This window comes from Treponema putidum, assembly GCF_024401155.1.
GTDB lineage: Bacteria > Spirochaetota > Spirochaetia > Treponematales > Treponemataceae > Treponema_B > Treponema_B putidum.
Genome location: NZ_CP038804.1, coordinates 188,759 through 201,614, shown reverse-complemented (window position 1 = coordinate 201,614; position 12,856 = coordinate 188,759). Strand labels below are relative to the sequence as shown.

Genomic DNA, 12,856 nt, shown 5'->3' with positions numbered 1-12,856 from the left:
AAGCGGCTGACACAGTGCAGTTTCATCTCTGCTTCAAAAAATTTACTGCACCACGCCACACATTTTGCCTGTTCGGCTTCACCGCGTACCGCCATGGACGGCGGTGGTTCAAAACTTCCAAGAGTTTTAGACGCAAGTCTAAAACTCTAAGATGAAAAATGTACAGGACGTACATTTTTCATCGGCTCAATGCCGACAAGCCAAGCGGAAGCCAATATCTATGTAACTGTAGTCAGTATTGATGCTGTTCCGTCCGCCTACAGTGCAGTACTTCGCGTCGTGGAGCCAGCTGCCGCCGCGTTTAACACGGTAAATACCCACCGCTGCACCTTGCGGATCGGTAACATTTTCTGCTGCTATGGTGTCATGCCAATCAAAACACCATTCCCAGACATTCCCGCTCATATCGTGTAAGCCAAGTGCATTCTCTCTCCTTTTTCCTACAGGATGAGTTTTTCCTCCTGAATTACCACTATACCACGCAACCTCTCCTGTTTCCGCAGCATCATTCCAGTCAGCTTTCGCTCCGCTTGCACTGTTTAATTTGGTAAGGTATACATCGCCGTATTTTCCAGCATTTGTTTTATCGCTTCCCTGCCAACGGACTGCATATTCCCACTCGGCTTCAGTCGGAAGTCTAAAGCCTTTTTTATTCATATCGGCATAGGCTTTATCGCAAATAAATACTTCCCCTTCTTTCGCTTTTGCGTCTTTTAATACCGTAGTATCGCTATCGCTTTTGCGGTATACACATTGCTCATCGGAGCCCAGCTTCATTTCCGTATACGCATTACACCATACTATGCAATCCCGCCAGCTTACCATTGCTACAGGATGATTTTTGTTTCCTGTAGGAGGATTGCCTATGTTTGTATAATTGGGATGACTACCTCCGCCGCCTGTGCCGTCCCAACCTTCAAGCCCTTTGTTTGCAAAGGTGTAGCCTTTACTTTCTGCCCACGTACGCACTTTATACCATAAATCATACGTTACCTCTGTCTTGCCTAACTTGTACGGGCTTAATTTTACCGTCCGCCCGTTAATAAATACGCCTTTCCACCAATCTTCACTTTCGGGTAAGGTACATCCGGGAAAAGCGCCTTTAATGGTTACCCCTTGAATGTCTACAAACTTGTACTCGGTTTCAGAAGTTGCAGGCGGCGTTCCGCCTCCGCCGGAACTGCTCGCTCTATTGGGACAGGCTGTAATGACCATGACCAATATTGCGGCTATGATGAGCACCACTGCTCCCTTAAAAGCTTTTGCCTTCTTCTTATTTGTTTTAAACTTTGTCATAAATTCCTCCTGTCAAAGTTAATTTTTAATTTAACCGCCGAGCACGCCAAGAACGCAAAGAGGTTTAAGGGAGTCTTTGTAAGGACATCCTTAGTTATCCTTTGCGAAGTTGAGCTAAGCTCAACGCTTTGCGTGCCTTGCGGTGTAATATAAAAAACGCATAAAAGCGTACTACGGCCCTTATGCGGTTTTTTATGTGAGTAAATTTGTTTGTGTTTGATTGTAAATTTATCTGAGCACAGGCACCTATCAGCTGTGAAGCTGTGAAGCTGTGAAGCTGTGAAGCTGTGAAGCTGTGAAGCTGTGAAGCTGTGAAGCTGTGAAGCTGTGAAGCTGTGAAGCTGTGAAGCTGTGAAGCTGTGAAGCTGTGAAGCTGTGAAGCTGTGAATTTTGCCCGATAGGCTGCTTTATGTCAAGAGCTTTTTCAAAACTTTTTGTAATTTTTTTGTGAGAATGTTTATAACTGCCGGCGGTGCGTTTCCATATCATTGGTATTTAGTATACACGGTATTGATGCATATTGCAAGGCCCATTTCAAACATCTTTCCATCTTAAAAGATATGGGAACCTCTAAAAAATGTAAGTTCTTAGAGGTTCCTTTTTATAACTACCTACTTCTTAAAGCGCTTTACTTTTTTGGTTGTGGTCATTTCCAAGGGTTCGGACAGATAAGTTGTCTTTGTAATCCGCTGATAAGGTAAAAGCTTTTTATTTACGGTTTCGATAATGGCATCGATTTCTTTTTGAACGGCTGCATCACCCTCGCTTGTGCCGCGCGTCATATTAAGCTTTTTGTAAAGTTCATCGGCGGGATAAACAAGGGCTTCGACTTCCTCCCCCTCCTCAGCCTGATAGCCTGCAGCGGTAATCTGTTCAATTTCATTATAATAAAGCTGGAACATATTTTCGATTTCTTCGGGGAAGACGTTTTTTCCTCCGGCGGTAACTATGAGGTTTTTAGCCCTTCCGCAAAGATAGAGATAACCCTCATCATCAAGCCAGCCGAGGTCTCCTGTTTTTAACCAGCCGTCGGGAGAAAGAACTTCGGCTGTTTCTTCGGGCATATTGTAATAGCCTTGCATAACCATAGGCCCCTTTACGGCAACCTCCCCTATTCCCTTTTCATCAGGATCAAGTATCTTCATTTCCATATAAGAAATAAAATACTGCCCGACGCTGGCAATTTTAAAGTGCTCTTTAGGATTAAGGGCAATGATGGGAGATGTCTCTGTAAGGCCGTAACCTTGAACAAAGTCGATGCCGAACTCATTATAAGCCCTGCATACCTTGGGAGCTAAAGGGCCTCCTCCGCATATAGCAATTCTTACATTACCCAAACTGGCCTTATCTAAAATTCCATGGAAGAGCTTACTGCCGATATTAGCCTTAAAGACCTTTTTAACAAAGTATGAAAAGCCCATCAATGCTCTGATAATACCGAATACGACAATACCCTTTGCTTTAATTCCTTTAAAAATACCGGCAAGAAGTTTATTGAATAAGAGAGGCACGCCCAAAAGCATTGTGATTTTTCCGGCTTTAAGCTCGGCAAGCATTTTTGAAACTGCAAGAGTTTTTCCGAATACCAGCTCTGCACCGACCGAGAGGGCTTCGATAAATACCGCAAGCATAGTATACGAGTGATGAAGCGGTAAAAGAGCATAGAATACGTCCGTATGATAGATGTTAAGGTTCGACTGTGCGATATAGCAATCCGAAACAAAATTTTTATGAGTTAAAACAACGCCTTTAGGGTTTCCTGTAGTTCCTGAGGTAAAAAGAATTGCAGCCGTATCGTTTTCTTGGGCCTTTGCAAGTTCAGGATTTCCGGAAGGCTTTAGATTATAAACATAAATTTCAGGGTGTTTTTTACTTAAAGAATAAAGGGAACCTATAAAGGTCTCGGTTTTTGCTTTTTCTGCAAAAAAATCGAATTTTTCTTCATCTACAAAAAAAATCTTCGGTTTTGATGTTTTTAAAAGGGTTTCAATCTCTTCATTATGAAGGCCATAGTCTATCGGAATTATTATTCCGCCTGCAAAAAGGGCTGCCAAATATACAACAGCCCATTCAGGGGAGTTTTTTCCCGAAACGGCAACATGAGTTCCCTTCGTAACACCCTTTTCAGTCATCCAATAGGCCAAGTCTTTTATTACCTTCAAACTTTCCGAATAAGAAAGGGTAATACGATCCGGTTCAAAGACCGTAAAACAATTTCTGTCAGGGTACCGCTCTGCAGTAATTTCAAACATTTCGGGGAGGGTCGGCCATTCGCCTTTAAATTTTGATCCCCTCCATTCATCTAAAAATGCCCAAGGTTTTTTATTAAGATTTGCCATAAGATCTTCCTTTTATAAATAAATTTAGCTAAATTCTCTTATAGTTAGACCCGATAAGAGATAAGAGGTTGCAGAATTTATGAAAAAAATATTTATTTTTATTATCTTTAGCTTTTTTTTAAACGGATGCATGATTTTTGGAGCTCAACCGCCCGAATCTCCTCGGCTCGATTTTATAAATGCCGCATATAAATACTTAAAAACTCCATATAAATATGCAGGTACTACTAAGGCCGGAATGGATTGCTCAGGTTTTGTATATAGGGCTGCCCTTGACGGCCTTGAAATGACCGTGCCCAGAAGCACAAAGGGGCTTGCTGACTTTGCTAAACGAATTTCAGACAAAGAAGTTCAACCCGGCGATCTTTTATTTTTCTACACCGTGGGAAACAAAGTATCGCATGTAGGAATTTATATCGGTAACGGAGAATTTATCCATTCCGCTTCGCAGGGTAAACATACAGGTGTAATAATTTCTTCACTAGAAGAAAAATATTGGAAAAATACCTACCGCTTTGCAGGCCGTTTTTTAGATCCCGAAGATATTTTTAATGAATAAAGTTCAAAAAAGAAAGGCTCATAATTAAAGATCAAAAACATCCAAGATTATTATAAGCTGCATTCCCTTGCGGGGCTCAATATTTATATCAAAGGTTTGAATCAAAGATTTAGGTTTTGTTTTAAGTTTTCTTATTATTGAAAACTCCTCCTTTGCCAAAAGCTTTCCCTTAGGCCTTTTATAACCGGAAAAATCATAGACGACCTTTGTTATTATACGGCCTTCAATAACTTGAACTACAATCTTGCCGTCTTCATTCGTTATATATTTTTCTTGAGTACCGTCCGAAAAAAACACGGTACAAGGAAGATCCTTAAAAGATATTTGAGCCCTGTCGGTAAGCTGTATATAGGCCCCTCCAATTTTTTTAGGCTCAATCGGCTTTGTTTTACAAGATAAAACACAAATCAATAAAAGTGCAAAAACTATTAATCTATTTTTCATTTTACTCTAAAATTCCTTTTAATCTCATTTGCTCAAATACGCTGTCTTCACCTAAAAAATGAGCAAGACCTGCAAACACGAAGGTTTTTCCGCCTTCATTAAGATAGTTTTCCAACTTTTCCGCCCAAGCAATATTTCTATTTTTTAAAAGAGCATCTTGGCTTATCCCCTCGCTCATATCTAAAAGAGAGTTTATAAAATCTTTTAAGTCCCTATCATTATTTTCCAAATAAAGTTTTTTTATCTTAGTAAGTAAATCAATAGTTTGATCAAAATTCTGTAAGTCTTCTATAGTTTTTTTAAGTTCCTTAAGCTGCTCGTTAAAGGTGCCGGAGGATAAGAGTTCAAGCTGCTCATCAATACTTTCAAGTGCTTCAATTTTTCTTTTTTCAGCACGGCTGATAAGATGCATGTCTATACCGTTTTGAGAATCAAGACCTGCCTTTTCATAAAGAATGTGGTTCAATGTTACCGTAAGAATCCATGGATTAAATTTAAATAAGGGAATTGCAATGTTTTCTCCCAACTCTTGTTTAACAACATCTATTTCATATTGAGATAAAAAGTTAGATAAATCTTTTTCAGGATTTAAATTAATATTTTGCAGCATCTTCATTTGAAATTTTTCTTGAACCGTATTCATTTCTTCGCTGCCGCCTAATTCGCTGACCAGCTTGTCCGCTTTGTCAAAGGCTTCGAGTATCTTATCTTCCAAAGGATAAAAATCCTTATCGGCAACATGAATTGTACCTAAAATATAGATTGAAGCCTCATCTTTTTTTATTTCCCAAAACATTCTTTCAGGATGTTTTATTAAAACCGCCTTAGATTCGGTTTGTTCTTCTTGTAAATAAGTTTTTTTTGTTGTACAAGAAGTTAAAAACGAAAGTAGCAGCAAAAAGCTTAAAGTATACGGTAAGAGTATTTTTATTCTTTTCATAGATTCTCCGAATTCTAATTTAAATATGTTTATAATTTTACATTAAAAGTATATAAAAAATTTTAAAAAAATGCTATACTGCGAACACTTATGAATGATTTTATTGCTCTATGTGCCGTAGGTGCAGAACCCGTCCTTACAAGGGAATTAAAAATTTTAGGCTTTAAGCCGTATAATAGATTGCCCGGAAGGGTATTTTTTACTTCAACCGAAGCCGAACCTATTTTAGCTTTTTTTAAGGCAAATTATTTTTTACGTACAGCCGACAGGGTTTTTATGCTTATAAATACCGCAAAGGCCGAAAATTTTGATGACCTTTTTGATTTGGTCTTTTCGATAGACTGGCATAATTATTTTCCGCGTGATGCCCGAATTACAATCGACAAGGTGCGTATCTATAAATCAAAACTTTCTTCGGAACATGCCGTTCAATCCATCGTCCACAAGGCGGTGTGCGACAAGCTGTGCAAAAAATGGAATATGCACTCCCTGCCCGAAACCGGAACCCGTTTTATGATCCGCATTTACATAGAAAACAACAATGTCTACGTCTGTTTAGACTTATCGGGGGAACCGCTTTATAGAAGGGGTTATCGTTTAAGCGGAGGAGCCGCCCCCATGAGAGAAACCTTGGCAGCCGTACTAATTCAGCTAATGCAATGGAAAAGAAAAATCCCTCTCCACGATGCTTTTTGCGGCTCAGGGACTATTCCGATTGAGGCTGCTTGGTATGCCTATAACATTCCGCCCGGAATTGCCCGTCACTTTGCCTTTGAAAACTTTATATGTTTTGAAAAAGAAAAAATGGAAACGGTTTTAAAAGAAGAAAAAGAAAGAGCCGCCTCGGAGGTACGCACCGACTGCCTTGCAAGAATAACGGGCTCGGATATTTCGGAAGAAGCAGTTTCTCTTTCAAAGGCCAATGCCGAAAGGGCCTGCATCATCGCAGGAAGGGAACTTCATGCAGCAGGCATTACCCATCACATCGAGCGTCCTGACTTTATTCAATCGGACTTTTCGGAACTGGAAGCCCCTTATGACAGCGGCATCCTTTTATCGAATCCGCCCTACGGCGAAAGGCTCGGAAGCGAGGAAGAAACCTTTGAACTTTATAAACGGATGGCCGAAATACCTCAACACTTCCCGGACTGGAAGCTCGGTTTTATCACAAGCAAAAAAGAATTCGAAAAAATATTCTGCAAGCAAAATAAGGATGCCGTCTTAAAAAAACACAGCCTCCGCGGAGGCAATATGGAAACGGTTTTGTACATTATGGAGTAAGCCCCACGTTTAGCTTATAAAAAGGGCTGCCTAAAAGACAGCCCTAAGTTAATCGCATGGAACTAATCATTTACGCAACGTAAATTGTTTACGCTACGTAAATTGTTTACGCGACGTAAACGGCAAGTTTTTGTTTTTCGGCAGGGTTTTTAAGCTGCTGCAAGGCCTTTTTTTCGATTTGGCGTATTCTTTCTTTTGTAAGGTTAAAGATAAGGCCGACCTCTTTTAAAGAAAGAGGAGCGGAACCGTCAAGCCCAAAACGGAGGCGGATTATCTCTGCTTCCCTGTCATCAAGATTTTTAAGAAGCTCGTTTACTTCATCCCTAAGGCTCATATCCAGTGCATAATCTTCAGGCATCTGATGAGTTTCATCCTGTAAGAAGTCGTTTACACTTGAGCTTCCAGGTTCGTCAAAAACGGGAGCATCTATGGAAATCGGCTCTTTAGCCGCATTCATAATAGTATGAACCATACTGTTATTCATATTTAAAATACCTGCAATCTCGTTTAGTTCTTGAGTTTCGTTTCCGGCAAAATCAATTTCTTTTTTTGCCTTTTCAATTTGAACAAGCTCGTTTGCTCTGTTTAAGGGAAGGCGTATCATCCTTGACTTTTCACAAATAGCCTTTAAAATAGATTGTTTAATCCACCAGACCGCATAAGAAATAAACTTATAGCCCTTTGAAACATCGAATCTTTCGGCAGCATTTATCAAGCCTATATTGCCTTCGCTAATGAGGTCCATAAGAGGAAGCCCTTGGTTTTGATATTTTTTTGCAACATTTACGACAAAGCGGAGGTTTGAATTTACCAACATGTTTTTGGCATCTTCATCGCCCTTTTCTGCAAGTTTAGCATATTTTATCTCTTCTTCCGCAGTTAAAAGCGGTATCTTGTTTATTTCTTTTAAATAAGTAGCCAGCGAGTTTGTTTCTGCGCTATAGTCTTTTTTGTTTCTGTTATACATAATTCAACTCCTTGTATAAAACTGTGAAAGTTTTTAGCCTCCTACATATACAAGCAAAAACTATGCTAAGGTACTAAATTAAGAAAAGAAATATTTTAAACCTAAAAAAACAGGATAATCAATGGTATAACTCTATATCCAATATAGAATTATAAAATAAAATACTTAATGCCTAAAATAATCAAAACCTATTGCCTTTTTAGTTTTTTTTTCTTATATTTTATGATGTTCGGGAGAGGTGTACTGAAATGACACATCCCGAAATAAAACACAAAAAAGAGTGCCAAAAAGGCACAAAAAAGCTTTTTGCTTTCTTTTAATTTTTTAGGAGGTCTTTTGATGAAAGTTAAACCCTTAGGAGACAGAGTTTTAGTAAAACCGGATGCAGTAGAAACAAAGACGGCGGGAGGAATTATCATTCCCGACACAGCTCAAGAAAAAACCCAAAGAGGTGTGGTCGTAGCTGTCGGAGATGATAAAGAAAAAATCAAGGTTTCCGTCGGACAAAAAGTTATCCATGACAAATATGCCGGAACTCAAATTCAAATCGACGGTGTAGATCATTTGATTTTAAAGTCAAACGATTTGGTTGCTGTTGTAGAATAAGGTTTAGCGTTTTTATCTTACAGATAAAAGCTGATTAAGGAACCTCGAAAAACTGAAGTTTTTCGAGGTTCCCATTAAAAAAGGCGAGGCTTTAAACAAGGCCCGCCTTTTTTTACTTGAAAGAGCTTTATTATTTTTCAATCGGAATTAATGGAATTCTTTCAAGCTCTGCATCTTTTCCATACATTTCCTTTAAAGCCTTAGAAGCCGCATCAAAATTATCAATTTCTTTGACATCTGTTATGTCATAAAACGGAAGAGCACACTTGCAGACAAAATCTCCGATATAGACATATTTTACACCTTCAGGAACTTCAAGCTTTCCATTTAAGGGAATGCTTATTCTAAGAGGTTCAGTACCTGCAAAATGATATTGTAAAGCCTCAATATTGATATACCGCTGGCCGTAAGCAAAAGGCAGTTTTACCATAGCAAATTCAACTTTTTTAGCATCTTCATCAATCAAGCCCAAAAGAGGCACCCTACGGTTTGAAGCTTTAATCGTTATTCTATCCGTCATATCACGAGAATCCTTTGTTTGAAGCTTCGAAGAAAAGGAAAAGGCATACCTATAATTTGAAAAGAAGTCAGTATTAGGCTCAGGTTTAATTTTTAGAGCAAAAACAACAACAACCTCACTTTTTGCAGGCGGTTTTGGAGGTTTTTTATCGGCCGCAAATACTGCAATATTTACAAATGCAATAAGAAATAATAAAAGGTATTTTCTATTTTTCATTTTCAATCTCCTGTATTCTCTTGTCAATAAGGGCTTCCCACTTAGTCTTTTTAAACTTACTCTTCATTTTATTCAAACATTTTAGCTCATATTTTGATTGTTCTCCTCGGGGATAAAGAGAAAGAGAGGCTGAAGAACCGTTAATTATAAAGTCATAAGCTCCGATAAACTGTAATCCTGTTTTTTTAGTAGTAAATGTTATATTACCTGTTTTGCCAAGCCCCGGTGTAAAAGTTGTAGTTGTTTTAGTAAACCAGTTACTATAATTCATTTCTACAAGCTGAAAACTCAAGCCTTTGTCCATTGGAGGAAAACAAAAAACTCCGCCTCCAAAAGATTTAGGCAAAACAAACATAGGCTCTTTTGAAGCGTCCATTTGAGCATACGTATGAAATCCGCCCACGTCCAGATAACCGTATACCAGGCACTCCTTATCGGAATTTACCATTTCCTTTAGTTTGACCTGTTCACCGTTTATACCTGCCTCTCCTTCAGATACACCTTTTCCTGAAAAAGCCAAAAAAAGGCATGAATTAAGGAGCACCGTTAAGCCTATAAAACATATAAGCCATGCCCCAACCTTGATAGAATTCTTTTTCAATTCCATAATTAATCTCCTCTTATTATATACGCAACGAAATACTTGCGCGAATTCCTATATTTGTTTCTTTTATTTCTTTAAAATATGACCTGACAAGACACTCAATTCCGAATGATACTGATGTAAAACTTACCGGTACAATCTCAATTCCCCCACCGTATTGGACAAAAAACTCAAAGGGAGGTATAAACACACCTCCTCCTACAAAGGCTTGAGGAGCAAGATATACTGCATCTTTAATATTAAGAGGCAACAGAAACCGCAATTCCGGTCCCATTCCGATACCGATTTTCGGCTGCTTAATAAAGGTAAAGCTTGGCAGAGTCCTAGGTTTATCGATAACTCCTGAAAAACCTATTTCTACATATTTAAAACTATAAAGATAACCTAAGGAGAAGCCTGATGCCCAGCCAGTATCCTTTTTTAAACCGATGTAGGATGCATATATTCTCATTCTTGTCGGAATCTCTTCGATAGAAATAAAAGATGCTCCCGTATTTTGCTTTTCTTTTTTTGCCGCTTTTTCGGAAGATTTTTTTTCGGGCGAACCGTTCAAATTGGAAGCTTCAATTTGCCAAAAATTATGATTATTTTTCCAAACGGTAAAAAATTTAGATTTTTCAGCCTCATCATACAGCACAAATTCATATTTTTTGCCGATATTTTTTAAAGATTTAAGATCTATGCTTGTTTCAGGTCTATATGAATTTTCTTCAGGCTTTATAGAGGTATATATTTGATAAGCAAGAGCTGTTCTGATTCCGTTTATCGGGTTTCCAAGGATTGAAGCAGCCAGAATCTCAGTCCTAAAAAGTCTGGGAGCCTTTCGTAAAGCTGTCTTGTAAGCATCCAAGCCCTCATTTATAGCATAATCCTCGGAAATATACATCGCAATTTTTCGAAGCCTTTTTAGAATTTCTTCATTTTTTTGATCTTCTTTATCAATCTTAAAATTCTTACAGGCTTCTGCAAATTCATCTAATGCGAGTTTTAAATTGTTTTCGGACTTTTCACTGCCTCCAAAAACTCTTCCATTGATAAAATTTTTAATAGATGTTGCAGGAATTGCAAAATTTGTAGATTGCCTAAAAACAGCCTTAGCCGAATTTATACCTATAACTTCGTATCCGTTAGGATTCCCCCCGCCCGAAGAATTTAGAGATTTGACTAAAAGAGGGCCTCCGGAATTTCCCGAATCTATCGGAGCGGAATGTTGAATAAAAAAGGACTTTTTAGGGTCGACAATATTACTAAGCCTTGCTTTTGAATTGGTAACGGTTCCTTTTCCAAGCTGCCAAAGCGGTTTCCCTCCAAGCCCCGGATAACCGGCTGACCAAACGTCGGCTCCATCGGAGGGAAGCTTATCTGCAAAATTCAAAAAAGACTTTACTCTTTTATCTTCAACCTCAGCTATTGCAAGATCCAATTCTTCATCTATTGCTACAACAGGGCAATTTTCAATTTTAATCTTTGCACCGTCAATATTTTCAATTTCAAGAGAAAGAGATGAAGCATAGGCTGCAACATGATAGTTCGTCAGTACATAGATTTTCTTATTTTGACCACGAATAAAAAATCCTGAACCGAAAACACCATCTTTCGCCTTTTCAAAAAGTTCGGCAATATCGCTATAACCGGCCTTTGAAATTTCATCAGCAGCATCATCCATAAATTGTAAAGTTTTTTCCTCATAGTTGGGTCTGACAATACATACTGCATCCCTTATGTCTGCAAAAATAGTTAAATAAAATAAAAAAAAGAAGATGCTTATAATTTTATTTTTCATCTGAACCTCCAAAATAAAATAGACTACAGGATAAGCCCTATAGTCTATTTTTGCTTAAGCTTTATTTTACCAAATTCATCGTATCCTTAGCAATCATAAGCTCTTCATTTGTAGGAATTATAAGAATCTTAACCTTTGAGGAGGCCTTGCTTGCATCGGTGAGTTTTCCCCTTACCTTATTTTTTTCGGAATCGATTTCTACACCGAGGAATTCCAAACCGTGGCAGATTTTTTCTCTAAGTTCGATAGAGTTTTCGCCTATGCCTGCCGTAAATACCAAGGCATCCACCCCGCCGAGCTGGGCGGCATAAGAAGCTATGTACTTTCTAACTCTGTTGCAGAATACATCCAAGGCAAGCTGAGCCCTCTTGTTTCCTTCTTTTGCAGCGGTTTCAATATCTCTAAAGTCGCTGCTTACACCTGAAATGCCCAAAACACCGGATTTTTTGTTTAAAACATTGCTCATATCATCGGCAGAAAGTTTTTCCTTGTTCATTATAAAGGGAAGAATTGCAGGGTCTAAGTCTCCTGAGCGAGTTCCCATAGCGAGCCCTTCAAGGGGAGTAAGCCCCATCGAGGTATCGACGCATTTTCCGCCCTTAATAGCAGCCAAACTGGAACCGTTTCCTAAGTGGCAGGTAATAACCTTAAAATCGGGTGAGTTATTTTTTAGGGTTTCAGCGGCTTTTTCCGAAACAAAGCGGTGCGATGTTCCGTGGAAACCGTAACGGCGTACCTTATATTTTTCGTAATATTCATAGGGAAGAGCATAGATATAGTTTTCAGCCGGCATTGTCTGATGGAAAGCCGTATCAAAAACCGCAACCATCGGAGTTTTCGGCATAAGAGCCTTACAAGCCTCGATTCCCATAATATTTGCAGGGTTGTGTAAGGGAGCAAGGTCGATACATTCTTTAATACCGGCCATTACCCTGTCATCCAAAAGAACCGACTTATTGAATTCTTCTCCGCCGTGAACTACCCTGTGACCGACAGCCGTAATCTCATCCATGGATTTTACTACGCCGTGATTTTTGTCTACAAGAGCATCCAAAACAAGCTGAATGGCTCTTTTGTGGTCATTCATTTTTTCTTCAATTAAAACGGCATCCATTCCTTTTTTTTCATGTTTGATTCGTGAGCCTTCAATACCGATTCTTTCAACAAGGCCTTTTACTAAAACATCTTCATTAGTCATATCAATTAACTGATACTTTAAAGAAGAGCTTCCGCAGTTGATAACCAATATCTTCATTATATATCTCCTTAAAAATGTGAAGTAATCTTATCGGTTATAATAC

13 protein-coding genes are annotated in these 12,856 nt (G+C 38.7%); 3 read left to right on the top strand and 10 right to left on the bottom strand.

Annotated elements, in window-relative coordinates; translation table 11 throughout:
* Window positions 1-186: 186 nt before the first annotated feature.
* From E4N74_RS00960 to E4N74_RS00950, 3 genes are all read right to left on the bottom strand, one after another.
* The gene (locus E4N74_RS00960; protein WP_255818406.1) at window positions 187-1,296 is read right to left on the bottom strand and encodes a formylglycine-generating enzyme family protein; all 1,110 of its coding nucleotides are present in this window, start codon (window positions 1,294-1,296) and stop codon (window positions 187-189) included.
* 249 nt (window positions 1,297-1,545) lie between these two features.
* Window positions 1,546-1,785 carry a hypothetical protein gene (locus E4N74_RS00955; RefSeq protein WP_255818405.1) on the bottom strand — a complete coding sequence of 80 codons (240 nt, stop codon included), beginning with the start codon at window positions 1,783-1,785 and terminating at the stop codon, window positions 1,546-1,548.
* Between the two features lie 122 nt (window positions 1,786-1,907).
* Window positions 1,908-3,635 (bottom strand): AMP-dependent synthetase/ligase, encoded by a 1,728-nt coding sequence (locus E4N74_RS00950; RefSeq protein ID WP_255818404.1) that lies wholly within the window; start codon window positions 3,633-3,635, stop codon window positions 1,908-1,910.
* 79 nt (window positions 3,636-3,714) lie between these two features.
* On the opposite strand from E4N74_RS00950, the gene E4N74_RS00945 reads away from it, so the two are divergent.
* A complete protein-coding gene (locus E4N74_RS00945) occupies window positions 3,715-4,194 on the top strand; it encodes a C40 family peptidase (RefSeq protein ID WP_255805839.1) in 480 nt (159 codons plus the stop codon).
* A gap of 24 nt (window positions 4,195-4,218) precedes the next feature.
* Here the strand turns inward: E4N74_RS00945 and E4N74_RS00940 are convergent, their stop codons facing one another.
* Together E4N74_RS00940 and E4N74_RS00935 are read right to left on the bottom strand one after the other, a co-directional pair.
* Window positions 4,219-4,638: a hypothetical protein gene (locus E4N74_RS00940; protein WP_255818403.1), complete on the bottom strand. Its 420-nt coding sequence runs from the start codon at window positions 4,636-4,638 to the stop codon at window positions 4,219-4,221.
* A gap of 1 nt (window position 4,639) precedes the next feature.
* On the bottom strand, window positions 4,640-5,578 hold the full coding sequence (locus tag E4N74_RS00935) for a TraB/GumN family protein (protein WP_255818401.1): 939 nt from the start codon (window positions 5,576-5,578) through the stop codon (window positions 4,640-4,642).
* Between the two features lie 90 nt (window positions 5,579-5,668).
* Here E4N74_RS00935 and E4N74_RS00930 point away from each other — a divergent pair, with 90 nt between their 5' ends.
* Entirely contained in the window at window positions 5,669-6,859 is a 1,191-nt protein-coding gene (locus E4N74_RS00930; protein ID WP_255818400.1) for a THUMP domain-containing class I SAM-dependent RNA methyltransferase, read from the top strand.
* A gap of 106 nt (window positions 6,860-6,965) precedes the next feature.
* Here E4N74_RS00930 and E4N74_RS00925 read toward each other — a convergent pair whose 3' ends face one another.
* Window positions 6,966-7,826 carry a sigma-70 family RNA polymerase sigma factor gene (locus E4N74_RS00925; RefSeq protein ID WP_044978650.1) on the bottom strand — a complete coding sequence of 287 codons (861 nt, stop codon included), beginning with the start codon at window positions 7,824-7,826 and terminating at the stop codon, window positions 6,966-6,968.
* 339 nt (window positions 7,827-8,165) lie between these two features.
* Between E4N74_RS00925 and E4N74_RS00920 the strand changes: the two genes are divergently transcribed.
* Complete coding sequence (locus E4N74_RS00920; RefSeq protein ID WP_002670325.1) at window positions 8,166-8,432, top strand: co-chaperone GroES; 267 nt, start codon at window positions 8,166-8,168, stop codon at window positions 8,430-8,432.
* A 130-nt stretch (window positions 8,433-8,562) separates the two neighbouring features.
* Here the strand turns inward: E4N74_RS00920 and E4N74_RS00915 are convergent, their stop codons facing one another.
* From E4N74_RS00915 to E4N74_RS00900, 4 genes are all read right to left on the bottom strand, one after another.
* Window positions 8,563-9,168 carry a hypothetical protein gene (locus E4N74_RS00915; RefSeq protein WP_255818394.1) on the bottom strand — a complete coding sequence of 202 codons (606 nt, stop codon included), beginning with the start codon at window positions 9,166-9,168 and terminating at the stop codon, window positions 8,563-8,565.
* On the bottom strand, window positions 9,158-9,775 hold the full coding sequence (locus E4N74_RS00910) for a hypothetical protein (RefSeq protein ID WP_255805834.1): 618 nt from the start codon (window positions 9,773-9,775) through the stop codon (window positions 9,158-9,160). Before E4N74_RS00910 ends, E4N74_RS00915 begins: the two co-directional genes overlap by 11 nt.
* Window positions 9,776-9,791: 16 nt before the next feature.
* On the bottom strand, window positions 9,792-11,555 hold the full coding sequence (locus E4N74_RS00905; RefSeq protein ID WP_255805833.1) for a S1C family serine protease: 1,764 nt from the start codon (window positions 11,553-11,555) through the stop codon (window positions 9,792-9,794).
* A gap of 61 nt (window positions 11,556-11,616) precedes the next feature.
* Complete coding sequence (locus tag E4N74_RS00900; RefSeq protein WP_255805832.1) at window positions 11,617-12,810, bottom strand: acetate/propionate family kinase; 1,194 nt, start codon at window positions 12,808-12,810, stop codon at window positions 11,617-11,619.
* Window positions 12,811-12,856 lie beyond the last annotated feature (46 nt).